We start from the raw sequence: 24,701 nt of genomic DNA on the forward strand, positions 1-24,701 counted from the left end.
AGAGCACTGGCGTGACGATCGTGTCTTGCCTCTCGGGTCGTACAATACAGCATAAAAGCCAGATCCTATGGTTATGGATCTGGCTTTTATGCTGTGCTTAAAGCAACGGTCGTAGGTGTCTTACTGGAGGGGAGTGAAGCACCTACCACTCAGTACTGACCGGATTGGGAGGCGAGGGTCCAGCCGTCGTTGAAGGCGAAGTGGTCGGTCACCTCGGACTTGTCCTTGAGCTGGTACTTGGTGCCTGCTGTATTGCCGTCGTCGTCCCATGTGGCGTCGATGACCAGCCATTTGCCGTCGATCTTCACGTAATTCCACGCATGCGACGTGCTATAGCCGGACACGGAACCGGACACCACGCGGGTGTCAAGTCCAGCCGCCTTGCCAAGCAGCTGATAAGCGTACGCGTAGGACATGCACACGCCCTTACCGCTGACCATGCCGTACGGGCTCCACGCGTCCGGATACTGTTTCGATGCATCGATGCTGTCGAACGCGCTGGCGCTGTCGGTGCCACCGGACCTCTTGAAATTGATGGCATCGTAATCGTAGGTCATCTGACCGGCGAGGAACTGCTCGATAGCGATGGCCTTGTCGCGGTCGGAACCCTGGAACTTCGAGACATTCGCGTTCACGAAGTCGGCCATCGTCTTCTGCCGCTGCTTGTAGTTATCCGGGTACTTCACCCACATCACGGTCTTATCGCCCTTCTTACGCACCGCGAAGGAGATACCGTCTGAATCGGTGCGCATGTACGGGTTCTGGTAGATGATCTCCGTCATCACATCATCCGTACTCACCTGATAGTCGTCGGTGGCGTACTTGGTGATGTCGATGACCTCATGGCCGTTGAGAATGTTGTTTGCCAGATACTTGCCGTAATCGGTCGACGCGAAAATGAAATACGGAGATTGCTTCGTGTCTGAATCAATCTTCTTTGTGTCGTAACCGCTCCAGTCGGTATTGCCGGTCACCGCATTGACACGGTCGAGCACGCCACCGGCCTTCGGCAGTGATTCGAGTGCGGCCTGTTGAATCTGCGGGAAGATCGCGTTCAGATCGCCCTCATAGTACAGGTGCCCGGTGTTCGTAATCTTCGTGCCGGGAGCCGAAACCAGGAAGTTCCAGCTCGCATTGCCGGTCTTGTTGATCTCGCTGAACGTGCTGGGAATCGTCGCAGTCGAGCCGTTGGCCATCGTCACGAACGTGTAGACGTACTGTTCCATATCCTCTTCGAGGGTGTTGTCTTCGCCGAAGACGCCCTTCGAATTGTAGATCCACTGGCGATGCTGCGTCTGGTTGGCCGGGCCGATCGGAATCGACGGCACGATGTCGTTCGCGTCGACCGCACGCCAACGGCTCTCATGGCCTTCCGCATCCACGCCGGAGACCACAAAGTACAGTTTGCCAGCCGAATCCGGATTGTATGAGCCGCCGGCCTGTTCCAGCACGTCCACGCAATAGTCTCTTGTGCTGCCTGTGCATGCGTCGATATAGTCCTGATCCTCTACTGCCAGCGAATGGAACGCCTCGTTTTGCGAGTACGTGGTCTCCGGCTGGTTGTCGAGCAGCTTGCTGCTTTTGACCTCGTCGTAATCCTTCGAGAGCAGTTGGGTCGTCTTGGACGAGCCGATCTTCGTGATCTCGGTGCGCTCCTCGGAGAAGTTGTCGTCGCCCGGCTGGCCGATCTGCGGCAGCACGATGTACGTGTACACGTTGTACGATTTCGCGCCCTCGAGTTTGTTCCACGAGATGTCGACGCCGCCCTCCGAATTGACGACGGGTGTGATGCCGCTCACCGGATCAAGCTGCTGGACGCCGGTCGGATTGGCAACCTTGAAGAACTGGACGATCGGCTTGGTGAGCTTCTTACCGTCGGAACCCATGTACTGCACGTAGTAGTAGCCGTCGGACGGCAGGAAGCCGAGATCCTTGCTGATGCTGTCCCCATACTGCATGTATTCGGGGATGTCCATCGAGCCGCTGATGTCAATGGTGCCGTTGTCATCGTCGCCATCGGATGGGGTGAACGCGAACGCGCTGGTCGGAATCGGCACTGACAGCGAGGCATCCTGATAGATCTTCGCGCAGTCGTACACCGTCATGTCAGCGTTCTTGAGCTTGGACACCAAGAAGCTGTCGGGCTCGACCGTCACCTTGCCTTTGAGGTAGATGCGGAACTCATGGTAGATGTCGACGGAGATCGGGTCCTTGAGATCGTATTTAGACGCCGGCAATGCGCTGCCGTACGCCTGCTCGGCGGTGGGCAGGTCCGTGTTCGACGCGGTGGAGTCCTTGCCGGTCAGCTTTACGACCGCGAAGGCGCAGCCGGCTACCAGAGCCACTGCGGCGATGGCGGCGATGAGAATCACCCACCAGCGCGGACGATGTTTGCCGGTGCTGTGCTTGCGGTGATCATGCCCGGCGACGTTCGGGTTCTGTTGCGGATATGGTTGCTGCGGATTGTATTGCGGATAAGGCTGACCCTGTTGGGGGTACGGCTGCTGTGATTGCGGAGCCTGCTGCGGATAGGAAGGCCATGATTGCGGCTGCGCGCCATACGGCTGTCCGGCATACGGCTGCGCTTGGTATGGCGGTTGCGCTTGCCCAGGGTATGGCTGCCCGGCATACGGCTGACCGGGGTATGGTTGCTGACTTGGATACGCCTGTTGCGGCTGACCGGGGTACGCCTGCTGCGGATACCCCTGCGGCGGATACGGCATGGGTTGCGACTGGGCTGGCACGGGTTGCGTAGTGGGTTGCGCGGTAGGTTGTTCCGTGCTGTTCGTTGCGCCGGTCGGCTCGTTCTCCCTCGGCTGACTTTGCGGTGTTTTCTCGGCAGACGTATCCGCCGGCTCGTCGCCCGGTTGCTCGTAGTGCGTCATTGCTGTGTTCCCTTCCATTGGCGCCTATGCGTTGGTTCTGATGATATCGGCATTTTCGTCGCTAATACTTCTCGGTTTCCGAATCAAGCGTCCAGCCGTTCCAAGCCGCGAAGTGGTCGGTCACGTCGGCCGGCTTCTTGAGTTGATACTTGGTACCCGCATCCGCGCCTTCGTCATCCCACGTGGCGTCGATGAGCAGCCACTGACCGTCGATCTTCACATAGTTCCACGCGTGACCTGATTTCGCGTTGCTCACGTAGCCGCTGACCACGCGGGTATCAAGCCCAGCAGCTTTGGCAAGCGCCTGATAGCCGTAGGCGTACGACATGCACACGCCCTTGCCGTTCACCATACCGATCGAGCTCCACGCATCCGCGTATGTGGACGTTGCATTCATCTTCTCGAACGTGTTGCCGGCATCTTTCCCAGTGGCGGCATACGCTTCGGAATCGTATTCCATCACTCGTGCGAGGAAACGCTCGATGGCGATGGCCTTGTCGCGATCCGAGCCTTGGAACTGCGAGACATTGGCGTTCACGAAGTCAGCAAGCCGCTGCTGGCGTTCGCGATAATCGTCAGGGTATTTGACCCACAGCACGGTTTTCTCGCCGACCTTGCGCTTCGTATAGTCGAATGCGTCGCTGGTGACGGCCAGATATGGATTCTGGTAGCGCAGCTCGCTGATCACGGCTCTGGTGTCCATTTCCCATTCGGGATAGTCGGAGATGTCGATGACCTCGTGGCCGTTGAGGATGTTGTTGGCGAGATACGTGCCGAATTTGCTCGATGCAAACGTGAAGTATGGCGACTCTTTGTCATCCGAGTCGATCTTCTTCTTGTCGTAACCACTCCAATCGACTTTGCCTACGTCGGTGAGCCGGTCGAGCAGGCCGCCTGCCTTCGGCAGCGCTGCAATCGCCTCCTGCTTGATGCTCTCAAGTGCAGTGTTCAAGTCACCCGTGTAGTAGAGAGTGCCGGAAGCTTCGAGCGCGGTGCCGGGAGCCCGGTACTGGAACGACCATGAGTGTTCGTTACCGTTGGCATTCGGCGTCAGATTGCTGAATTCGCTGACGATAGGCACGGTGGCACCGTTGGCCATCGTCACAAATGTGTAGACATACTCTTGCATACTTTCAACGAGTGAGTTTTCCTCACCGAAGATGCCGCGCTCGCCGTACATCCACTGTTCGGTCGTCGCACCGTTTGCGATATTCAGCGGGATTGATGGCACGAGATCGCTCGCATCGTATGCGTACCAGCAGCCTTCATGACCGTTCTCGTCCACGGCTGTGACTGCGAAATACAATCGGCCGGCCGAATCGGCGTGCCATACGCCGCCGGTGCGTGTCATCAGTTCGGCGCAAGCGTCGCTGTCGCTGGTGGGGCAGATATGTTCGATCTGATCCTGGTTTTCGGTGGCCAATTCTCGGAACACGTCGTTCTGTGACGTTATGCGTATGCCTGTAGCGTTACCGTAGTCGTAGTTGGAGGTGGCTTCGATGGTGTCGTAGTCGTCAGACAGTAGCTGTGTAGTCTTCGATGTGCCGATCTTCGTGATGGTGCCGCGTTCTGGGCGGTAGTAGGAGCCGCCCTCCTTGCCGGCTTGCGGGGTGATGATATACGCGTACACGTTGTACGACTTCGCGCCGTCTACTTTGCTCCATGAGATGTCGACGCCGCCGTTGTCGTTGACGACCGCGTTGACGTCGGGGGCGCTTGACAGTCGTTCGACGTTGTCGTCGGTGTCGTCCTCGCCGATCACCTTGAAGAACTGGACGATCGGCTTGGCGAGCTTTTTGCCGTCGGAGCCCATGTACTGCACGTAGTAGTAGCCGTCGGACGGCAGGAAGCCGGTGTCGCTGATGACTGAGTCGTCGTCATGCAATTCCTTGGGGAGCGGCATGAGACCTCTGATATCGACAGTGCCGTTGCTCTTGCTTTCATCGTATGCCGAATTGGGGAACGCGCTGGTTGGTATCGGCACGCTCAGTGCCACGTCTTGATAGACGCGCGCGCAGTCCTTGACGTCCATTTGCGCGCCTTTGAGCACGAAGCTTGTCGCATCGGAGTAGGTGGCCTTGGCTGGTCCGGACAGTTTGATCTTGAATCGGTAATTAGTTTTTACAACAATTGGATCACGCAAATCGTATTTGCTGGCCGGCAGTGCGGAGCCGTATACCGTTTCGCGGCTGACGGGTAATTCAGTGGTCTCGTTTGGCTGCATCAAGCGGACAAGGAAGAACCATGCGCCCACGATGGCGATGGTGATGAATACTGCCACGAGCGTGACCCACAATGCGATGGTGCGACGGTGTACGCGGCGCGTGCGATGTGAGGAGCGGCTCTGCGAAGGCTGATTATTCGGCGACGCCGGCATATGGTATGGGGGTTGCCCGGCCGGCGGATAGGTTCCGAAAGGTGATTGTTGCGGTTGCTGGGGGCTTTGAGGATGCGGTGACGTTGATGCAAAAGGTTGTTGTGGTGCCGATTGTGGCACTTGCGGTGTGGGCACTGGCGGATAGGGCTGTGCAGTGGATTGTGGCGCGTATGGGTAGGGCTGTTGTGCCGGATATGGGGATTGTGCTGGGGGTTGTGGATACGCGGAGTGTGCCGGTTGCGTCGGCTGCACTGGTTGCTGAGCGGACGGGGGATATGACGTAGGATATGCGGCTGGCTGCTGACCATATGGTGATGGGTAGGCATACTGCTGTGGGGGATGACTGTAATAGTCGGGTTGCGGTGCACTGGGCTGTGCGGTGGGCTGCTCGCTATCATCGGTACTTTGTGACAACGTTTGCATTTTTTCTGGCTGTAGTGGTGCGCCGTCGTACTGTTCTGACATGAAACCCCTTTGTTCGGAAATTCACCCTTCTGTATATATCCTACGTGGCACTCACGTCACAGCCAAGGGGGTGCTTGCAATTCGGGTGTAATAATCAAGTTAATCAATGCTTGTCCAGCGATATGTGGACATTGGGGAGCATGGCAAACAGGGCAGTGGCGAATTCGCCGTTCATCATCGTGTTCGGAGGCGACCCATACCTCAATGATCAGACGGCACGTGATCTGCGGCATCACGCCCTGAACAAACACCCTGACGCGGAAGACATCGAACTCGATGCAGGTTCGATCGACCGCTATGACTTCGACGAAGCAGTGAGCCCCTCGCTGCTCGCTGATACCGCCATCGTCACCATCACCAATCTGCAGAACGCTGATGAACGCCTCAGTGAGACGATGATCAGCTACTGCAAGCAGGCATGCGCTGATCCACAGTCCGCAAGCGTTGTCATCTGCCGGCACGAAGGCGGCGTCAAAGGCAAACGACTCGTCGACCAGCTTGTCAAAACAGGAGCAAGCAAACAAGAAGTCCCTGATCTGAAAAAACCAGACGCAAAACTCAACTTCGTCATGCAACGTTTCGAACGCGAAGGTCGCCGTGTTGACCCCATGGCCGCACAGCAGTTAGTTGCCGTGCTGGGCGAGCGCACTGGCGAACTCGCTGCAATGTGCGCGCAGTTGTGTTTTGATTCCGACGACGATCCAATGCCACTCGAACGCGTCAACCAGTATTTAACTGCTAACCCGCAGGTTACTGGTTTTGCTGTAGCTGATAAAGCTATTGCCGGGCGCACTGCCGAAGCAATTATCGATATGCGCGCAGCCGTTGAACAGGGAACTGACCCGATCGCGCTCATAGGCGCGCTCGCTATGAAATTGCGCACGCTCGCAAAAGCATCAGCTGTACAAGCAGGTATCATCACACAAGCGCAAGCAAAAACTAATCCGTGGGTGCTGAAAAACGCGACACGGCAACTGTCCGGATGGACCTCAGACGGGCTCGGTCGATGCATTCGCTCACTCGCTTGGGCAGACGAACAAAGCAAAACCAACGGTGGCGATCCCGTGTACGCGTTGGAACGTTCGATTGAAATGATCAGCAACAAAGGGCGGCAAGCATGACGGCAGCAGGAACAACACCAGCAGGAGCAACCAATATGAGTTCGAGTCTCACCATCGAAGTGCCCACCGGTGACGATATGCGCGCACTGGGCAAGCGCGTTGCGCGCGCCGTGCATGGCGGTGATGTACTGCTCCTATCAGGCCCACTCGGTGCTGGCAAAACCACGTTCGCGCAAGGATTTGGCGAAGGCCTACACATTGGTGAGCCGATCGTTTCGCCGACATTCACGATTGCGCGTGAACTCAACGGTCATTTTGCGAATGGTACCCCAGCGCATTTGGTGCACGTTGACGCATACCGTTTAGGCGGCTCCGACTATGCGCCTGGGCAGGCAGCCGTTGATCGCCTACTTGATGAGCTCGAATCGTTAGGTCTTGATGAAGAGCTTGAAGATACTGACGATGACACAGTCATTCTTATGGAATGGGGCGAGCAGATGATCGCTGCGCTCGCGCCAGAACGCTTAGAAATTCGCATTGCGCGCCCGCTTGAAACAACTGAACGCGCCACGGTTGATGCTGATGCTGAGCTCACTGGCGATGGTATGCGTATCGTGACATTCACGCCGGTTGGCGCGCGTTGGAGCGACTTTACGCTCTAACACCCTCGCATTGCTTGATTACTCAGTGCTGATTGTTGCGTTGGTTGCGCGTCAGTATCGCCGGCATCGTCTTGCCGGGGTCGGTGTACACTCGCTAAAGGTTTTGAGCGAAATCGGCAGGGAGGATCAATGGGCTGCACGCTGGTAATTGACACGTCATACGGTTCAACCGTAGGCGTCGCAGGGCATGAGCCGATCGTGGAAACCGATTCGCGTACGCATGTCGAACGGTTGCAAGTCAACATCGCCCGCGCAGTGAGCGATGCCGGCTACGGACCACACGACATCGACACCGTTATCGTCGGACTCGGCCCAGCACCGTTCACCGGTCTGCGTGCAGGCATTGTTGCCGCTAAGGCTATTGCTTTCGCTACCGGTGCGAAGCTCATCGGTCGTAATGTGCTCGAACCGCAAGTGCAATGGAACCTTATCCGCCGAGGCAAGGCCGGCACACTCGGCCAGCCGGCGGATTTGCATGTGCTGACGCTTGCTGTCAATGATGCGCGCCGCAAGCAGTTGTACTTCGAACTGTGCGATACTCCGCTCGTCGGCGGCGCCGACAGCAAGAACAGCGAAGGCCAGGATAGTGACCTGACCTTGGCGCAGCCGATCATCGACATGGACATTGATTATCCGGCGTTGATTGTCGAACGAGTCAACGAGGCTGTGCGCGACTACCGCGATCGTGTTGGCAGCGATGTGGTCGTTGACGTTATCGGCCACGGGGCTAACAAATACGCGGATGTGCTAGCTGGCATCGACGGTCTCGACGACATTGTGGACGAATCCGTACTCGATGGCGGCAAGCAAGGCCTGTCTGTTTTTGCGGCTGACGCCGTAGTCGCCTACGAACGCGATCCTCAAGCTCCCGTCGAACCGCTCTATCTGCGCCGTCCGGACGCGGAAATACCCGCACCGCTCAAGCACGTGCTCGGCCATTCGGGCGCGGAGAGGGTCGCCTGATGGTCGTGTTGTTGGATGAGCTTACGCGTGAAAGCGCAGTAGCGGCGATGCGCGCGCTCGAAGTTGAGCTGTTTGGCAACCATGCGTGGAGCGAGGCGGCGATCCGCCAGGAACTCGATGCGCCGGGACGCACCTACGTATTTGACGTGGAGCCCGACGCGATGACCAGCGGAGGGCCGGCCGAGCCCATCTATGTGCCGGCTGAGGCGGTACGCGGATTCGCTGGCTACTGGTATGACGGCGACGACGCGGAAATCATGGACATCGGCGTGAGCAAAGCCCATCAACGGCAAGGCATCGCAGCGATGATGATGGAATCTTTGATCGAGCACGCCCGCGAACAAGGGGCACGACGCATGCTGCTCGAAGTCAGCGTCGAAAATGCACCGGCTATCGCACTGTATCAGCGATTCGGTTTCAAGAACATCGGTTTGCGAAAGCGTTACTACCAGCCGGAAGGCATCGACGCGCACGTTATGGCATTAGACCTCGAACCGCACATCGTTGGATTCACTAGCGCGCAACAACAAGACGACACTGACAATCAGAAGGAGATACGATGAGCGAACCGATCGTACTGGGCATCGAATCGACCTGCGACGAGACCGCAGCAGCCATCGTGCAGGGGCGCACGCTGATCTCCAACGTCGTCGCTTCATCAATGAACGAGCATGCACGCTACGGCGGCGTGATCCCCGAAATCGCATCGCGCGCGCACGCCGAAGCGTTCGTGCCATGCGTCTGCAAAGCACTCGCCGACGCGAACATGACAATCGCCGACGTGGACGCGATCGCCGTATCCGCAGGTCCCGGCCTTGCCGGCTGCCTCGCCGTTGGTGTCTCCGGTGCCAAAGCGCTCGCATGGGCCGCAAACAAGCCGATCTACGGCATCAACCATGTGATCGGCCACATCGCCGTCACACAATTGCAATTCGGGCCGTTCCCCAAGGACACGCTCGCGCTGATCGTTTCCGGCGGCCACACGTCGCTGCTGCACGTCGAAGACGTGGCACGGCACATCGACGTGGTCGGCACCACACTTGACGACGCAGCAGGGGAGTGCTTCGACAAAGTCGCCCGTTTGCTCGGCTTCCCCTACCCAGGCGGCCCGCACATCGACCGTCACGCGCAAAACGGCGATCCGAAAGCCATTCGCGTGCCACAGGGACTCACGCAGGGCAAGGCGGGCGCCGCGCATCCGTACGACTTCAGCTTCTCCGGCGTCAAAACCGCCGTCGCGCGCTGGATTGAAGAACAGCAGGCCGCCGGCCGCGAAATCCCCGTGGACGACGTGTGCGCGTCGCTCGCGGATTCTGTAGCGACCGTACTGGCGAAAAAAGCCATGCGCGGGTGCAAACAGTACGATTCCAAGACGTTGATTGTTGGCGGCGGATTCTCCGCGAACTCGCAGCTGCGCGCCAAACTCCTCGAATACGGCGAACGCCACGGTGTCGAAGTGCGCATCCCGCAGATCAAACTGTGCACCGACAACGGCGCGATGGTCGCCATGCTCGGCGTGAACTTGGTCGAGGCGGGCGTGGCACCTTCCGCGCCCGATTTTCCGATCGACTCCGCCATGCCCATGGATCGCATCAGCATGTGAACGCGGGTGACGCCGCAGGTGTAGCGCAGCCGGCGTTCGACGATTTGTTGGCTTAACTCCGCACGTTTGCCGGTATCAGCGGTATCAGCGATATCAGCCGATATCAGCAAACGTGCATACCCAACGGCACCCGCGCTGCCGGAGCACAATATTCGACCAATAATGCTGCGGTCCAATCGTTAAATGCGATGATGTTTCCAACGTGGTTGGATTGACAAACATTCCAGACACATGATGCGGTATTGCCGGAAGATAGCGTAGTTTCGCTTTCAGTTCAGGGCTGATGCGCGAATGGTTATTCATTATCACTGACATGGTTTCAAGACGTCGCAAACATGGGGCAGTCATTGCGCGGCGAAGATGACGTGAATACACGCGGCCGCGCATAATATCGGCTGCCATGCATGCGAGTTTGACAGCGGATACGGCCATTGAATGCCCTTGTACCATGTCGACCGTGTCAAAGCCGCAGCTGGTGATATGAAACGGTACTGGCGTTGTGGATGATTCAACAACAATGAACCCGTCAATCGTAGGAATTGGACGTGGCAGCAGATCGTCTTGGAATGAATCCAATATAGCGAATGCAGATGTGATCTCCTCATCGGATGCCGGTGGAATCGGTGCTGTCATAGAGCTCCTTTGCTTCTGGTGAGCACCGGCGTATTGTGCCGGTAATTCCAGCACAACATGGCAAAGGGCACCTTCGCAAGTAGCGAGGGTGCCCTTTTGTGCAATGAAGGTCACAATAGCGGATGTGCTATTGCCTTTTGGTGCAAATTTTGGTGCAAACTCAGCGACCGTATGGTGTTACCACCACGCCGCAACGCTGGAAGCTCTTGATATCCACGTAACCAGTGGAAGCCATCGCACGGCGGAGCGCACCAATGTAATTCACCTGACCGTCAGCCTGGTGGCTAGGCCCGAACAGAATCTGCTCCAAAGAGCCAACCGTGCCAACATTGGTACGCGAACCACGCGGCAGCGTCTGATGGCGAGCCTCCGCACCCCAGTGCATGCCCTTACCAGGCGCTTCAGTAGCACGAGCCAGAGGAGCGCCAAGCATTACCGCATCAGCACCCAGTGCAAGCGCCTTCACAAAGTTGCCCGAGTCGCCCATACCACCATCGGCAATCACCTGAACATAACGGCCGCCAGACTCATCCATGTAATCACGGCGAGCTTCAGCCACATCAGCAATCGCAGTCGCCATAGGCGCGTGCACGCCGATCGTAGTGCGTGTAGCGGAAACAGCGCCACCGCCAAAGCCAACCAGCACGCCAGCCGCACCCGTACGCATCAAATGCAATGCAGCCGTGTAGTTTGCAGCACCACCAACGATAACCGGCACGTCAAGATCGTAAATGAACTTCTTCAAGTTCAACGGCTCGTGATCGTTAGAAACGTGCTCAGCAGAAACCACCGTGCCGCGGATAACAAACAGGTCCACACCCGCGTCAACAACAGTGGAATAGAACTGCTGAGTGCGCTGCGGAGAAAGCGCGCCAGCAACCGTCACGCCAGCAGCACGAATCTCATGCAGACGCTTCGTAATCAGCTCCGGCTTAACTGGCTCACGGTAAATCTCCTGAATGCGCGCAGTAGCGGTTGCATCATCCAGTGACGCAATCTCATCAAGCATTGGCTGCGGGTCCTCATAGCGAGTCCACAAGCCCTCAAGATCAAGCACGCCGAGCGCGCCCATCTTACCCATGGCAATAGCAGTAGCCGGGCTGGTCACCGAATCCATTGGCGCGCCAATTACCGGCACATCGAACTCATAGGCGTCCACCTGCCAAGCCGTTGAAACGTCCTGAGGATCGCGGGTGCGACGGGAGGGGACGATAGCAACATCGTCCAGCGCGTAGGCCATACGGCCCTTCTTGCCCAAACCAATTTCAATTTCCTGAGACATGGTTTCAAGGCTAATGCCGGGCGATGACACGGCCACAGTATCAAACAAGGATGCGGCGCGCCGTCTCACATTGTGGTGAATAGGCGCAGAAGGTGTATGCGCGGAAACAAACATGCGATAAGACTGGTGCACATACGCCAACCATCTAGGGAGGAACACGCATGGCCAAAATCAAGGTCGAAGGTAAAGTCGTCGAACTCGACGGCGACGAGATGACCCGCGTTATTTGGAAGGATATTAAGGACCGTCTGATCCTGCCATATCTGGATGTTGATCTGGAATACTACGATCTGGGCATCGAAAACCGCGACGCCACCGACGACCAGGTAACTATTGATGCTGCTCATGCAATCCAGCGTGAACATGTTGGCGTCAAATGCGCCACCATCACCCCGGATGAGGCGCGCGTCAAAGAATTTGGCTTGAAGAAAATGTGGAAGTCACCTAATGGCACTATCCGCAATATTCTTGGTGGCACGATCTTCCGTGAGCCAATTGTGATGAGCAATGTGCCGCGTCTGGTTCCTGGCTGGACTAAGCCGATTGTGGTCGCCCGCCACGCGTTTGGCGACCAGTACAAGGCCACTGATTTTAAGGTGCCAGGAGCCGGTCGTCTTACGGTCACCTTCACTCCAGCGGATGGTTCCGAGCCGATTCAGCACGTTGTGTACGACTACGGTGCAGACGGTGGCGTGGCACAGGTGCAGTACAACGTCAACGATTCGATTCGTGGATTTGCGCGCGCATGCTTCAACTACGGTCTCATGCGCCACTATCCGGTGTACTTGTCCACGAAGAACACGATTTTGAAAGCCTACGACGGTCAGTTCAAGGACATTTTTGCCGAAGTGTTCGAAACGGAGTACAAGGAGCGTTTCGAAGCCGCCGGACTCACCTATGAGCACCGCCTGATTGACGACATGGTTGCCAGCTCACTGAAGTGGCATGGCGGCTATATTTGGGCGTGCAAGAACTACGACGGTGACGTGCAGTCCGATTCTGTGGCACAGGGCTTCGGCTCGCTGGGTTTGATGACCTCGGTGCTCATGACCCCGGATGGCCAGACCGTGGAGGCTGAAGCGGCACACGGTACCGTGACGCGTCACTATCGTCGTTGGCTCAAGGGCGAAAAGACTTCGACGAACCCAATCGCTTCGATCTTCGCATGGACCGGCGGCCTCAAGCACCGTGCCGACCTCGACGGCACACCCGAGGTACGTCACTTCGCCGAAACGCTGGAGAAGGTGATCGTGAACACGGTTGAAGGCGGCCAGATGACCAAGGATCTCGCCATGCTTATCGGCCCAGATCAGCCGTGGCTTGATACTGAAGGCTTTATGAACGCGTTGGATGAGAATCTCGCCAAGGAACTCAACGCCTGACGAACGCGTGTGCTGACTTCTTGTGAAGGCTCGCATTGGTGTTGCTGACCGCATGGTCGCTCACGAATGCGAGCCTTCACGCGTGATATGACTAGAATCGAGGGGAGTATGCTCTGAGTTCAGTTCAGCGTTCAGTCCAACTCAGCTCAGATGAGGGCGCACATACGAATGAGAAAGGTGCTGGAATGTCACTGCGACACATGATGTGCAACATACGACGCTTCGCTCAGCGAGCGCTCACTGTTACGCTTGCCGCAGGACTGTCAGTAACTCTTGCCGGATGCGCTTCGAATACGCCTAAACCAGATGCAACCGATAATGACGATACAACGCCAACAAGTTTGGGTACGATCGCAATTTTTACGCCATCTGACGGTATTACGCTCTCGCAGCACACGCCGCTTAACAAGTGGGCGAAGCTGGTGCCTGATATTGAAAAAGCGTTGAAAGCGCAAGGGTATGATGCGAAGCACATTAGTGCGGCTACCTCAGACAATCTTGATGAGCAAAGTCGAGACATCCAAGATTTTGTTGTTGATCACGCGGTAGCGGCTTCATCGCAGTCGTCGCAATCTTCGCAGTCGTCAGACAGCGAGAAAAAGTCTGCTGCGTCGTCCAGCACTTCGTCCGATGCGTCGGACGAAACGCCAAAGCAGCCGGTAACGTTATTGGTGGCGCCAATTACGTCGCCGGACAAGTCCACTCGCCAATACGGTGATTATGTAAGCAACAGCACGTCTACGACTACGTCATCTACTTCGAGTGATTCTGCTGATGATTCCGCGGGTAGTTCTGAGAGTGCTTCATCTGATGCGAATAATGCAGCAAGTGACGCTACTGCGGATACGTCAGCATCCGCTGATGCTGCTGATGCTGCTGCTACAGCTCGACTGGTTAGCGCTCTCGAATTGGCGCATGACTCGGGCATGCACGTTATTCTCATGGCCAATAGCATTGACGGGTTTACGCCGGATGCGTTTGTGGAGTTTTCTACAGCCAAGCGAATCGGGCAAATACAAGCTCGTAACCTAGCTGAGAAGTTGCAGCTTTCGAAAACCAGCAAGGATAATCCCAAGTCCATCGAAGTGCTGCTGCCGTATGATGCGCAAGATGATGATGGCAATGACCTTGACCCTGCATTTGCGCGCGAAGTATTTGCAGGGGTTTGGGATGTGCTTGGGCCTTACTTTCAATCTGGCCAAGCGATCAGTCCGTCTGGTCTGTTGAATGCGAAGACTACAGCTGCAGACTGGTTTAATGTCGCGTTTGAAATTGATAAGGATTCACAAATCAAAGACGAGCTTTCCGCTCGTTTGCGCATGAGCAAAGACTCCGATACGCGTACGCGCATTGACGGCATTATCGCGATGAACGATTATGTAGCGTCCGGTGTTGTAGAAGCGCTGAGCGATCTTGGCTATACCGGGTCAGCCGCAGATGTGAATCCTTCGATTAGCATTTCCGGCATTGTTGGCAACATCACTGGTAAGCATGATTTAGCAAAGAAGAAAGTGCCCGATCCGATCAAATCATCTGACAGTGATTCGGATTCCTCCACTGATGAGAGTGCCGCCGATGCTGATAAGGATTCACAGTGGCCGATTGTCACCGGGTACGGGGCCTACGTGGACGAGATTCCTGAAATCGTTAATGGTCACCAGTGGATGACCGCAATCGAGAATCGTCAAACCATCGCCGAACATATTGCGCAAGCTTGCACGGCTCTCAGTCAAGGCAAGGCATTAACCAAGCTGGACTTCATACAACATGTTGACGTGAATGGTTCGCAAGTGCCCGCAATTCGTGATGAATTACTGGCAGTAAGTGCATCCAACCTGAAATCCGCCCTCATTGACCCTGGATACATTTCCCTCGCAGACGCTGGCCTGTGATAGTGGCATGCGGTGGTGGCAGCGTTAAAGACGCGCAGTGTTTCTCAACTGTGCGTCTCCTACACTGTAGGCACTGGTTTCAGCGCAACGCGAGATTGCTGCACGCGATATGCAGGATCGATGTAGCGGCTGTGAATATTGGCGTCAGGTCGTTTCAATCCCCAGTGCACGCATTCATCTGCACAATGATCTGATTCGCCTGACACAGTGGCGAACATCTCGCCGCGAGAGACTGTATCGCCAACTGCACGATCAGTGATTGCTGGTTCAAATGTTGACGTCAATGTTCCATGCCGGATACTGACTACGGACTTACCTCCTACACTGCCAGCAAAAGCAATGGTTCCATGAGAGGGAGCGATCAACGCAGTGCCTGTGTTGGCCGCCAAATCTATGCCACGGTGGCCGGGCAACCAGTTTTGCGCAGGCGGGTCAAATACTGCAAGCACGCGCGCAGAGGCAATAGGCCACGTCCACAGTTGCGTACAACCGGCAGGCTCGGTACTAGCCGCAGCAGACTGTGCGCAAATTAAATCGCTCATCGGCAGCGAATGTGACGAGGGCGGCGACATTGCAAACCACGGAATTGCCAACATGCAGATCGTGCAGAGAGCCACTGCTGCAGCCAACCGTTGTTGGCGCTGATATTGGCATCGCTCGGCAAACAGTCGTAGTTTGCGTTGGTGACGGTGCACGGTATTGGCAAACTGAGCATTCATGGTTATTCCCCCTATACCTGAATGAATCGTTACCTTTGACCATGCGCGATAGCGTGGTAGGGCGTCAAGCTGTGCAGACAATGTGGTCGAAGGCCCCTAGGTTATCCACAATTCGGCGTGTCGCAAAGGCGTCGCAAAGGTGTCGCGAAGGTATAGAAGCGTGTGCAAGGTCTTGGTTTACTGAGCGCGACACGCCAGAAGACTCTCTTGATTTGCAATCGTGGAGTTAATGGGTATTATCTACTTCTTGTGCGCGGCGGTAAGCCTCGTACAGCAGAATTCCTGCGTAGCTCAGTTGGCAGAGCATCCGACTGTTAATCGGACGGTCACTGGTTCAAGCCCAGTCGCAGGAGCTTCAACTTATGGTGCGTGAAAGCGCGGTATAAGTGGAAAATTAAATATTCCTGCGTAGCTCAGTTGGCAGAGCATCCGACTGTTAATCGGACGGTCGCTGGTTCAAGCCCAGCCGCAGGAGCCCTTGAAAACCCCGACGGAAACGCCGGGGTTTTTGCGTTTTGGGCCTCGCAGATCAGCGTTTGTCAAACGCGTTTCACCCGTACGCGCAGGTGCTTATAGTAGTGCCTATGTTGCGTGAATACACCGTTGATACGATCTACCAGACCACAGAGCTGGACACTATCTACTCGCTGCTGGCCAAGCGCGCTGAGCGCGACCCGGAGGATCTGATCGCCCAATGGCAGGATGATCAGACGCGCCAGTGGCATGATGTCAAAGCTGGCGAGATGAACGAACGCGTTCGTCAGGTCGCTAAGGGTCTGCTGGGGCTTGGCGTTAAGCCAGGGAGCATGGTAGTAATCTACTCGGCCACTTGCTACGACTGGGGCGTTGTTGACTTCGCTTGCGCATCCATTGGTGCAGTCAGCGTGCCGATTTACGAGACTGATTCGCCTAAGCAGGCGGGCAATATTGTCGAAGAAGTTGAACCGATTATCGCATTTGCCGGCGATGATGCGCATGCGCAGACGCTTGAGCAGCTGCGCAACAGCAGCGCAAGCCTGAAATATGTGTTTAACTTCAAAGCCAATGGACTTGACGCTGTAGCGGACTTTGGTGAAGCGGTTACCGACGATGAACTCGACGAGGCTATCGGCCGCGTGCGCGCCGACGACATGTTCACCATCGTGTACACCTCCGGCTCCACTGGCAAGCCTAAGGGCGTTATGCTGTCGCACCGCAACTTCACGCACACTGTGTACAACGGTTACGAAGTGCTCAACGACATGCTCTACCAGCCCAGCCGACTGTTGCTCTTCCTACCGTTGGCACACTGCTTCGCCCGATACATTCAGTACGTAGCCATTGGCTCGCACGGCGTAGTCGGCTACATTCCGAGTGCCAAGCACCTGCTCGCCGACCTGCGCGGCTTCAAGCCCACCTACCTGCTCGGCGTGCCGCGTGTTTTCGAAAAGGTCTACAACGCTGCCTCCCAGAAGGCAGGTGCTGGTCTGAAGGGCCGCCTGTTTGCTAAAGCATTTGCTCACTTCGTGCAGTGGTCGAAGGATGAGATGGCTGGCGGTCACCATTCGCTGGTGGCACGTATCGAGCACTCGTTCTACATGAAGACGGTCGGTAGCTCCATCCGCTCCGCACTCGGCCCCAACATGAAGTACCTGGCTTGTGGTGGCGCCCCGCTGAACGCTGATTTGGCGCACTTCTTCAACGGCTTCGACGGCATCACGTTCATCCAAGGCTATGGCATGACCGAAACCGCAGCCCCCTGCATGGTGAACTTCCAGGATGCTAATGAGGTGGGCTCTGTTGGCCGCCCAGGCTGCATCTCCGTTAAGCTCGCAGACGATGACGAACTGCTCATCAAGGGCCCGAACGTCTTCCTCGGCTACTACAAGCAGCCGGAGCGTACCGCCGAAGTACTCGGCCCCGACGGCTGGCTGCACACCGGCGACTTGGCCAAGATCGACGATCAAGGCTTCGTGTTCATCACTGGTCGCAAGAAGGACATCATCATCACCGCTGGTGGCAAGAACATCAGCCCTGCTCCGATGGAAGACGTCATCGACACTTGCCCAATCGTTTCGCACTCGGTGGTCGTGGGCGACGGTCGTCCGTTCGTCTCCGCACTGATTGAGCTCGACCCGGAGATGACCCGCTCCTGGCTGGCCTCGCAGAACCTCGATGCTGACGCTCCAATGAGCGAGATCGCTGAAAACGATGCAGTGCGCGCGCTGGTCCAGCAGTATGTTGACAAGGCGAACAGCAATGTTTCGCGTGCTGAATCTGTGCGTAAGTTCGCTATTCTCGACGAAGAATTCACTCAGGAGAACGGCACGCTGACTCCGAGCATGAAGGTTGTGCGCCCGAAGGTACTGCAGCGCTACGCTGACGTTATCGACAACGTGATTTACGCGCCGAAGACGCCTGCCAAGCCGCTGCCTGCGACTGTCAAGATCCTCGACAAGACTACGGAGACTGTTAAGCAGTCGTCGGAAAGCGTTCGTCAAGCGCTTGACCAGGCGAAGACCAAGATCATGTCCAAGCGTGATGAAGAAGATGCGGAAGATTCAAACGCTGCAGAGAATGATGCTGCAATCGATGAGGCAGCAACGGCTGAACGCTCATCCAGCAACGAATCTACCGGCGATAATGGTTCGGATACCACTAACGCCACCGCAAACGACTAAACGACTGAACACACGAGATTGATTGAAAAGAGGAGAACGAATTGTCCATCCGTGAGATTCGCATTGTGCCTGACCCCGTACTACGTACCCCATGTGATGAGATCACTGAAATCACTCCCGCAGTGCGCCGTCTAGTTCAAGATCTGCTCGATACTGTTGATGATCCAGGTCGCGCTGGCCTGTCTGCGAACCAGATTGGCGTGAGCCTTCGCGCCTTCTCCTACAACATCGACGGCAAGATCGGCTACGTGCTCAACCCGGTACTCGAGGAGAAAAGCGGCGAACAGTACGGCGACGAGGGATGCTTGTCAGTGCCTGGCCTGTGGTACAAGACGCGCCGCGCCGACTACGCTCGCGTGCGTGGTATCGATCTCGACGGCAAAGAAATTGTGCTCGAAGGCCATGGTTTGATGGGCCGTATGCTCCAGCACGAGTGCGATCATCTTGACGGTCATGTCTACCTCGATCGTCTTGAAAAGGAGGAGCGTCGCGAAGCAATGCGCTACATGCGCAATCATGCCAAGTGATGCTGATCTCGTAATACCCATCTACGCGCTTACCGAATACGGTGAGCGCGTTTTTTGTATACGGCGTGTAATATCCTGAAAACTTGTGTGCCACCCCGGTAAGAAGCGCAGTCGCAGGCGTTTCAAGCCAACCATTATCGTCAACCGGCACACGCCAAAATCGCGTCATGTCCGCGACGGTCTGTGTCGGTCGGCCGAGCCTTACGGTGAAGCTGCACGCAGACGCGCATGACCAGGCAAGAACCGACAATGAAAGGCAGTGCATCATGGCACAGATCACGATGAGCGAAATGCTCAAGGCCGGCGTCCACTTCGGTCACCAGACCCGTCGTTGGAATCCGAAGATGAAGCAGTACATCCTGATGGAGCGTAACGGCATCCACATCATCAACCTGTTCAAGTCCCTTGAGCTGATCGACAAGGCTTACGACTTCATCAAGACCACCGTTGCTCACAACGGCACCGTGCTGTTCGTTGGTACCAAGAAGCAGGCTCAGGAAGCCGTGCAGACTCAGGCTACCCGCGTGAACATGCCGTACGTGTCCGAGCGTTGGCTGGGCGGTATGCTGACCAACTTCCAGACCGTTTCCAAGCGCGTGAACCGTCTCAAGGAACTCGAAGAGATGGACTTCTCTGACGTGCACGGCTCCGGCCTGACCAAGAAGGAGCTCCTCCTGCTCGAGCGCGAGAAGGACAAGCTCAACAAGCAGCTCGGCGGTATCCGCAACATGAACCGCACCCCGTCCGCCATGTTCGTGGTCGACATCAACAAGGAAGCCCTGGCCGTTGAAGAAGCTCACAAGCTGGGCATCCCGGTCGTGGCTCTGGTTGACACCAACACTGATCCCGAGGCTGTGGATTACCCGATCCCGGCCAACGACGACGCTATCCGCGGCATCGAGCTGCTGACCGGCCTGATGGCCGACGCTGTGGCCGATGGTCTGCTGGAGCGCGCTGGCAAGGCCGAGAAGGCTGAAGGCGCCGCTGAAGCTGAGCAGCCGATGGCTGCCTGGGAGAAGGAGCTCCTCACTGAGGGCGCTTCCCAGGAAGCTCCTGCCGCTGCTGCTGAAGGCGAAGCCAAGGCCGAGTGACCATCCACCCTGTAGTATGGGAGGTGCAAACGCCTCCCATACGCGGGGCACACTGTAACTGAGGAGATAATCAATGGCAGCAATCACTGCAGCTTTGATCAAGCAGGTGCGCGAGGAAACCGGCGCCGGCATGATGGACGTTAAGAAGGCTCTGACCGAGGCCGAGGGTGACGTCGCCCGCGCTAAGGAAATCATTCGTGCCAAGGGCATTCAGGCCGCTGGTAAGCGCGAAGGCCGTAAGGCTCAGGAAGGTACCATCGCTTCCAAGGTCATCAAGACCGCTGAAGGCGAGACTGGTTACGCCGTCGAGCTGAACTCTGAGACTGACTTCGTGGCCAAGACCCCGAAGTTCGTTGAGTTTGCTGACACCGTGCTCGGCTACGCTGTGGCCGCTGGTGCTAACAACGCTGACGAGCTGCTGGCCGCTTCCGCTGAGGAAGGCACCGTTAAGGAAGCCATCGAAGAAGCCGCCGCTCTGTTCGGCGAGCACGTCAAGGTGGGCCAGTTCGCTAAGATCTCTGGCGAGCACGTCGAGATCTACGCTCACAAGAAGTCCGCTGAGATGCCGCCGAGCATCGTCGCCATGATCGCCACCGACGAAGCCGGTGCCGCTGTGGCTCACGAAGCCGCTCTGCAGATCTCCGCGATGGGCGCTAAGTGGCTGACCCGTGAGGACGTGCCGGCTGAGGTCGTCGAGTCCGAGCGTCGCGTGGCTACCGAGAAGTCCCTGGCTGAAGGCAAGCCGGAGAAGATCGTTCCGAAGATCGTTGAAGGTCGTCTGAACGCTTTCTACAAGGAAGTCGTGCTGCTCGAGCAGCCGTTCGTCAAGGATCCGTCCAAGACTGTCGGCAAGCTGTTCGAGGAAGTGGGCGGCAAGGCTGTGGCTTTCGCTCGCGTCGAGGTTGGCAAGGGCGAGGAGGAGTGAGCCTCAAGGCTTACTTCACTCAATCCAGTCACATAGTCGCATGATCGAGCCAAGGATGTTTAGTATCCTGCTCGGTCACCAGACACGCTGATGAAACGGCGGTTCGCAAATTGGCGGACCGCCGTTTTGTATGACGGGCATAGTGCACGCTGCACGCACGCGTACCGTATAGGTTTGGCAGCAAGTGCCAGATGAGAGGGGAAGAACAATGAGCGAACACATTTCAACAGTGATGGGCGATGGCTCAGTACGACCAACATATAGCCGTCATGCATGGCCGAAGAACCGAATCAATGCTGCACAAGCAGATTTGCGCGTGCTGATGATGCCTGGCACTGGCTACAACTGCGATCGGCCGCTGCTGTATTACGCAGCCACCGCGTTAGTCGAAAACGGATGGTATGCAGATCGTCTCGACGTCAACGCTAACCTTTCGAAAACGCCGGCTCCGCAGATTTTCGCAATGCTGTCTGGCGCAGTAGATGAGTGGCTTACGCAAGTGCAGCACGACGCTGAACAGGCCGGCCGTGCAATGCCCCGTACACTCGTAGTGGCTAAATCACTGTCCACGTTTATTCAACCGCACGTGGCTTCAATTGGCGTGCCAATGGCACTGCTCACTCCCGTGTTCTCGCCCGCAGATTTTGACCCAGCGCATTCGGTTATTCCAGTACCGGGAGATGCTGACTTCCATGTAGGCAGTGCGCCAGAACCGCTTATCTGCGCTGGTACTGCCGACCCACTGTACAACGGGGATCGTGCGCGACGACTCAGCGGACTGATTCATGAATACGCGGATGCGAATCATTCCATTGAAGTGCCAGGTGACTGGCAGCGTTCAATGACATATCTACATGATGTGACGCAGGCTGTAGTCGATTATGCGCGCACAATAGCACGTTATACGCGTTAACGGGTGTCGCAGCTCACCACTGTCGTTGTTAACGGATAGGCTGATAAACGGTACATTTCGCGGTTTCGCGGGCTCACAAGGCAGCGAAACAGACGATAGGAAAGGCTGTTTATGGCAGGCGCAGAAGCAAACGATAAGCCCCGTAGGGTACTGCTCAAGCTGTCCGGTGAAGCATTCGGCGGCGGCAAGGTCGGTATCGACACGCACGTGATTCGTCGTATTGCAGAGGAAATTGTTCCCGCAGTACATCAGGGCGTGCAGGTGGCCATTGTGGTTGGTGGCGGAAACTTCTTCCGTGGTGCCGAACTGCAGCAGGCTGGTATCGACCGCTCTCGTGGCGACTACATGGGTATGCTCGGCACGGTGATGAACTGCTTGGCTCTGCAAGATTTCTTGGAGCAGGAGGGTCAGGCTACCCGCGTACAGACTGCCATTACTATGGGCCAGGTTGCTGAGCCGTACATTCCGCTCAAGGCTATTCGTCATCTTGAAAAGGGCCGTGTGGTGATCTTTGGCGCTGGCGCTGGTATGCCTTACTTCTCCACTGATACGGTTTCGATTCAGCGTTCGCTGGAAATCCACTGCGATGAAGTGCTTATGGGTAAGAACGGTGTCGATGGCGTCTACACTGCCGACCCGCGCAAGGATGAGCATGCGAAGCGTTTTGAAACGTTGAGCTACAACCGTGCACTGGTTGACAATCTTGCTGTCATGGATGCTTCTGCACTGTCGATGGCTCGCGACAATAAGATGCGTATTCGTGTCTTCGGCCTTGAAGGCGCTGGCAACGTGACTCGCGCTCTGGTAGGCGAGGAAATCGGCACGCTCGTGTCTACGGCGAGCTCGACGCTGGCTGAGTAAGCACAGCGAACACCGTTTGATTCGTGTAGCAACCGCACGGAATCATTGATCATAATTTCAACGAAGAAACACAACATAAGGAGAACACATGGCTAACGTCGTCGATCAGGCCAAGGAACAGATGCTCAAGACTATTGAGAACACCAAGGAGAACTTCTCTGGTATTCGCACTGGCCGCGCAAACCCGGCTCTGCTCAATGGCATCACTGTTGAATCCTATGGCATGACGATGCCGCTCAAGTCTGTCGCCACTATTGGCGTGCCTGAGCCGCGTACGCTGTCCGTTACCCCGTTCGATCCGTCGCAGGCCAACGCAGTAGAGAAGGCACTGCGTGACTCCGATCTCGGTGCGAGCCCGCGTCGCGATGGCAACGTGATCCGTTTGACGATGCCGGAGCTCACCGAGGAGCGCCGCAAGGAGTATGTCAAGCTCGCGAAGACCAAGTCCGAAGAGGGCAAGGTTGCGGTGCGCAACATTCGCCGCAAGACCAAGGAGTCCATCGATAAGGGCGTTAAGGATGGCGACATGGGCGAAGACGAGGGCGATCGTCTGCTCAAGGAGCTTGACAAGGTCACCAAGCAGATCACGGATCAGCTTGATGAGCTGCTTGAAACCAAGCAGAAGGAGATCATGGAGGTCTGAGTGACTTCCGCAACCCTTATCGGTGATGCTCGCGAGCGAACTGAAGGGTTGCTCAAGGCGTGAATAGTCTTACGCCTCATACTGCATGTGGACCGGATGCGGAGCGTGTGCGCCGCGTCCGGTTCGCTAGTATTCGTGGGATCGTGCGTGATACGGGGAGAGGACCATGGAACGCGGCGAACAGCTTCATGAGGAGGCCGAAGAGGCCCTGAAGAACATCAACAAGAAGACCGGGCGTAACATGCCGCAGGCTATTGGTACTGCGGTGGTGCTTATTGCCGTTATTCTGGCCTGCTTGCTGATTCGCATTGACTTGTTTGTGCTGCTGATTGTTGTGTTTATGGTGCTCGCATTGTGGGAGCTGCGCGTCGACTTTGCTACCGCAGGCTTGCATATACCGGTAGTTGTGTTGTGGGTCTGCTCGTCAGCGATTCTGTTAGGCACGTATTACAGTCGATATCATTTCAGCACCATGGCGTTGCTGACGATGGTCTCGTTGATTCTGGTATCGATTTGCGCTACTGCCAAATTCAGTTTTGGCAACCGGCTGTCACTTGCCGTAGCTTCTAAACTGTCTGCGACTGATGCTTCTGCGCGTGAAGAATCCTCCTTCAATCATGCTGAAGGCGAACTGCATCACAGCCGTCTTTCGCATGTGGCAGTTTCTGTGCTTACGGTGCTGTACATTCCAGTGTTAGCCAGCTGCATCGTATTGTCGCTCGTGTTCAACGGCCACCCAGTCGCACACGCGATTATGCTCGTGTTTTTGCCTGCGTTGAGCGATACTGGTGGCTTGTTCTTTGGCGCATGGCTGGGCCGGCACAAGCTGTCGCCACGCATTTCACCAAAGAAGTCTGTTGAAGGATTGCTCGGCTCGATCCTGTTTGCTGGCATTGGTGCACTCGCAGTGTTCTTGTGCACCTATGATGCTTCGGTATGGGCGGTCCGCTGGTGGGTGCCGATTGTCACGGGCGTACTGGTTGGTGTTGTCGGAACCTTTGGCGATTTGTGCGCGTCTATGTTGAAACGCGATATTGGTATTAAAGATATGGGCCACCTGCTCAAAGGCCACGGCGGTGTTATGGACCGTGTGGATTCGATTCTGATGTGCGCACCATTCTTGACACTGCTGTTATGGGCAACTGGCCTGTGAGCGG

Annotated in this window: 21 protein-coding genes and 2 tRNA genes; 18 read left to right on the forward strand and 5 right to left on the reverse strand. The window is 56.4% G+C overall.

Features of this window, described 5'->3' with window-relative positions; translation table 11 throughout:
* Positions 1-149: 149 nt before the first annotated feature.
* Together D2E25_RS06315 and D2E25_RS06320 are read right to left on the reverse strand one after the other, a co-directional pair.
* Positions 150-2,903, reverse strand: coding sequence for a transglutaminase domain-containing protein (locus D2E25_RS06315; protein ID WP_125980940.1), 2,754 nt, complete (start codon positions 2,901-2,903; stop codon positions 150-152).
* Between the two features lie 43 nt (positions 2,904-2,946).
* Positions 2,947-5,262 (reverse strand): transglutaminase domain-containing protein, encoded by a 2,316-nt coding sequence (locus D2E25_RS06320; RefSeq protein WP_125980942.1) that lies wholly within the window; start codon positions 5,260-5,262, stop codon positions 2,947-2,949.
* Positions 5,263-5,339: 77 nt separating this feature from the next.
* On the opposite strand from D2E25_RS06320, the gene D2E25_RS06325 reads away from it, so the two are divergent.
* From D2E25_RS06325 to tsaD, 6 genes are all read left to right on the forward strand, one after another.
* Positions 5,340-5,546, forward strand: a complete 207-nt coding sequence (locus D2E25_RS06325) for a hypothetical protein (RefSeq protein WP_125980944.1) — start codon at positions 5,340-5,342, stop codon at positions 5,544-5,546.
* A 321-nt stretch (positions 5,547-5,867) separates the two neighbouring features.
* Positions 5,868-6,848, forward strand: a complete 981-nt coding sequence (gene holA, locus D2E25_RS06330) for a DNA polymerase III subunit delta (RefSeq protein WP_164514749.1) — start codon at positions 5,868-5,870, stop codon at positions 6,846-6,848.
* Between the two features lie 35 nt (positions 6,849-6,883).
* Complete coding sequence (tsaE, locus tag D2E25_RS06335) at positions 6,884-7,450, forward strand: tRNA (adenosine(37)-N6)-threonylcarbamoyltransferase complex ATPase subunit type 1 TsaE (protein ID WP_125980946.1); 567 nt, start codon at positions 6,884-6,886, stop codon at positions 7,448-7,450.
* Between the two features lie 129 nt (positions 7,451-7,579).
* Positions 7,580-8,413 (forward strand): tRNA (adenosine(37)-N6)-threonylcarbamoyltransferase complex dimerization subunit type 1 TsaB, encoded by an 834-nt coding sequence (gene tsaB, locus D2E25_RS06340; RefSeq protein ID WP_125980948.1) that lies wholly within the window; start codon positions 7,580-7,582, stop codon positions 8,411-8,413.
* Positions 8,413-8,976, forward strand: coding sequence for a ribosomal protein S18-alanine N-acetyltransferase (gene rimI, locus D2E25_RS06345; RefSeq protein ID WP_125980950.1), 564 nt, complete (start codon positions 8,413-8,415; stop codon positions 8,974-8,976). Before tsaB ends, rimI begins: the two co-directional genes overlap by 1 nt.
* Complete coding sequence (tsaD, locus tag D2E25_RS06350) at positions 8,973-10,016, forward strand: tRNA (adenosine(37)-N6)-threonylcarbamoyltransferase complex transferase subunit TsaD (RefSeq protein ID WP_125980952.1); 1,044 nt, start codon at positions 8,973-8,975, stop codon at positions 10,014-10,016. Before rimI ends, tsaD begins: the two co-directional genes overlap by 4 nt.
* Before the next feature lie 93 nt (positions 10,017-10,109).
* Here the strand turns inward: tsaD and D2E25_RS06355 are convergent, their stop codons facing one another.
* A complete protein-coding gene (locus D2E25_RS06355) occupies positions 10,110-10,649 on the reverse strand; it encodes a hypothetical protein (RefSeq protein ID WP_241217058.1) in 540 nt (179 codons plus the stop codon).
* A 160-nt stretch (positions 10,650-10,809) separates the two neighbouring features.
* Entirely contained in the window at positions 10,810-11,931 is a 1,122-nt protein-coding gene (locus tag D2E25_RS06360) for a GuaB3 family IMP dehydrogenase-related protein (protein WP_125980954.1), read from the reverse strand.
* Between the two features lie 161 nt (positions 11,932-12,092).
* Here D2E25_RS06360 and D2E25_RS06365 point away from each other — a divergent pair, with 161 nt between their 5' ends.
* Both D2E25_RS06365 and D2E25_RS06370 read left to right on the forward strand, forming a co-directional pair.
* On the forward strand, positions 12,093-13,313 hold the full coding sequence (locus D2E25_RS06365; RefSeq protein ID WP_125980956.1) for an NADP-dependent isocitrate dehydrogenase: 1,221 nt from the start codon (positions 12,093-12,095) through the stop codon (positions 13,311-13,313).
* 185 nt (positions 13,314-13,498) lie between these two features.
* Positions 13,499-15,205, forward strand: coding sequence for a substrate-binding domain-containing protein (locus D2E25_RS06370; protein ID WP_125980958.1), 1,707 nt, complete (start codon positions 13,499-13,501; stop codon positions 15,203-15,205).
* 59 nt (positions 15,206-15,264) lie between these two features.
* Here the strand turns inward: D2E25_RS06370 and D2E25_RS06375 are convergent, their stop codons facing one another.
* The gene (locus D2E25_RS06375) at positions 15,265-15,747 is read right to left on the reverse strand and encodes a M23 family metallopeptidase (protein WP_241217060.1); all 483 of its coding nucleotides are present in this window, start codon (positions 15,745-15,747) and stop codon (positions 15,265-15,267) included.
* Positions 15,748-16,204: 457 nt separating this feature from the next.
* On the opposite strand from D2E25_RS06375, the gene D2E25_RS06380 reads away from it, so the two are divergent.
* From D2E25_RS06380 to D2E25_RS06425, 10 genes are all read left to right on the forward strand, one after another.
* Positions 16,205-16,277: transfer RNA gene (locus tag D2E25_RS06380), tRNA-Asn, on the forward strand.
* Between the two features lie 49 nt (positions 16,278-16,326).
* A tRNA-Asn gene (locus D2E25_RS06385) sits at positions 16,327-16,399 on the forward strand.
* 109 nt (positions 16,400-16,508) lie between these two features.
* Complete coding sequence (locus D2E25_RS06390; protein WP_125980960.1) at positions 16,509-18,584, forward strand: AMP-dependent synthetase/ligase; 2,076 nt, start codon at positions 16,509-16,511, stop codon at positions 18,582-18,584.
* A gap of 41 nt (positions 18,585-18,625) precedes the next feature.
* Positions 18,626-19,111, forward strand: coding sequence for a peptide deformylase (gene def, locus D2E25_RS06395; RefSeq protein WP_125980962.1), 486 nt, complete (start codon positions 18,626-18,628; stop codon positions 19,109-19,111).
* A gap of 266 nt (positions 19,112-19,377) precedes the next feature.
* Positions 19,378-20,202, forward strand: coding sequence for a 30S ribosomal protein S2 (gene rpsB / locus D2E25_RS06400; RefSeq protein WP_125980964.1), 825 nt, complete (start codon positions 19,378-19,380; stop codon positions 20,200-20,202).
* Between the two features lie 73 nt (positions 20,203-20,275).
* Entirely contained in the window at positions 20,276-21,127 is an 852-nt protein-coding gene (tsf, locus tag D2E25_RS06405; protein WP_125980966.1) for a translation elongation factor Ts, read from the forward strand.
* 232 nt (positions 21,128-21,359) lie between these two features.
* Positions 21,360-22,040 carry a hypothetical protein gene (locus tag D2E25_RS06410; RefSeq protein WP_420897334.1) on the forward strand — a complete coding sequence of 227 codons (681 nt, stop codon included), beginning with the start codon at positions 21,360-21,362 and terminating at the stop codon, positions 22,038-22,040.
* A 111-nt stretch (positions 22,041-22,151) separates the two neighbouring features.
* Positions 22,152-22,901, forward strand: coding sequence for a UMP kinase (gene pyrH / locus D2E25_RS06415; protein ID WP_125980969.1), 750 nt, complete (start codon positions 22,152-22,154; stop codon positions 22,899-22,901).
* Positions 22,902-22,989: 88 nt separating this feature from the next.
* A complete protein-coding gene (gene frr / locus D2E25_RS06420; RefSeq protein ID WP_125980970.1) occupies positions 22,990-23,544 on the forward strand; it encodes a ribosome recycling factor in 555 nt (184 codons plus the stop codon).
* Positions 23,545-23,710: 166 nt separating this feature from the next.
* Entirely contained in the window at positions 23,711-24,697 is a 987-nt protein-coding gene (locus tag D2E25_RS06425) for a phosphatidate cytidylyltransferase (RefSeq protein WP_125980972.1), read from the forward strand.
* The last annotated feature ends 4 nt before the right edge of the window (positions 24,698-24,701 follow it).

Source organism: Bifidobacterium goeldii (genome assembly GCF_003951095.1).
In the GTDB taxonomy this organism is placed as follows: Bacteria; Actinomycetota; Actinomycetes; order Actinomycetales; family Bifidobacteriaceae; genus Bifidobacterium; species Bifidobacterium goeldii.

Bases quoted from the DNA above. Each gene is read 5' to 3' on its own strand.
- tsaD (WP_125980952.1), top strand. From the start codon at position 8,973: ATGAGCGAACCGATCGTACTGGGCATCGAATCGACCTGCGACGAGACC.
- tsf (WP_125980966.1), top strand. From the start codon at position 20,276: ATGGCAGCAATCACTGCAGCTTTGATCAAGCAGGTGCGCGAGGAAACC.
- D2E25_RS06315 (WP_125980940.1), bottom strand. From the start codon at position 2,903: ATGGAAGGGAACACAGCAATGACGCACTACGAGCAACCGGGCGACGAG.
- rpsB (WP_125980964.1), top strand. From the start codon at position 19,378: ATGGCACAGATCACGATGAGCGAAATGCTCAAGGCCGGCGTCCACTTC.
- D2E25_RS06375 (WP_241217060.1), bottom strand. From the start codon at position 15,747: ATGAGCGATTTAATTTGCGCACAGTCTGCTGCGGCTAGTACCGAGCCT.
- D2E25_RS06425 (WP_125980972.1), top strand. From the start codon at position 23,711: ATGGAACGCGGCGAACAGCTTCATGAGGAGGCCGAAGAGGCCCTGAAG.
- rimI (WP_125980950.1), top strand. From the start codon at position 8,413: ATGGTCGTGTTGTTGGATGAGCTTACGCGTGAAAGCGCAGTAGCGGCG.
- D2E25_RS06320 (WP_125980942.1), bottom strand. From the start codon at position 5,262: ATGCCGGCGTCGCCGAATAATCAGCCTTCGCAGAGCCGCTCCTCACAT.
- D2E25_RS06390 (WP_125980960.1), top strand. From the start codon at position 16,509: ATGTTGCGTGAATACACCGTTGATACGATCTACCAGACCACAGAGCTG.
- D2E25_RS06410 (WP_420897334.1), top strand. From the start codon at position 21,360: ATGGGCGATGGCTCAGTACGACCAACATATAGCCGTCATGCATGGCCG.
- D2E25_RS06355 (WP_241217058.1), bottom strand. From the start codon at position 10,649: ATGACAGCACCGATTCCACCGGCATCCGATGAGGAGATCACATCTGCA.
- frr (WP_125980970.1), top strand. From the start codon at position 22,990: ATGGCTAACGTCGTCGATCAGGCCAAGGAACAGATGCTCAAGACTATT.
- D2E25_RS06360 (WP_125980954.1), bottom strand. From the start codon at position 11,931: ATGTCTCAGGAAATTGAAATTGGTTTGGGCAAGAAGGGCCGTATGGCC.
- tsaE (WP_125980946.1), top strand. From the start codon at position 6,884: ATGAGTTCGAGTCTCACCATCGAAGTGCCCACCGGTGACGATATGCGC.
- D2E25_RS06365 (WP_125980956.1), top strand. From the start codon at position 12,093: ATGGCCAAAATCAAGGTCGAAGGTAAAGTCGTCGAACTCGACGGCGAC.
- tsaB (WP_125980948.1), top strand. From the start codon at position 7,580: ATGGGCTGCACGCTGGTAATTGACACGTCATACGGTTCAACCGTAGGC.
- holA (WP_164514749.1), top strand. From the start codon at position 5,868: ATGGCAAACAGGGCAGTGGCGAATTCGCCGTTCATCATCGTGTTCGGA.
- D2E25_RS06370 (WP_125980958.1), top strand. From the start codon at position 13,499: ATGTCACTGCGACACATGATGTGCAACATACGACGCTTCGCTCAGCGA.
- pyrH (WP_125980969.1), top strand. From the start codon at position 22,152: ATGGCAGGCGCAGAAGCAAACGATAAGCCCCGTAGGGTACTGCTCAAG.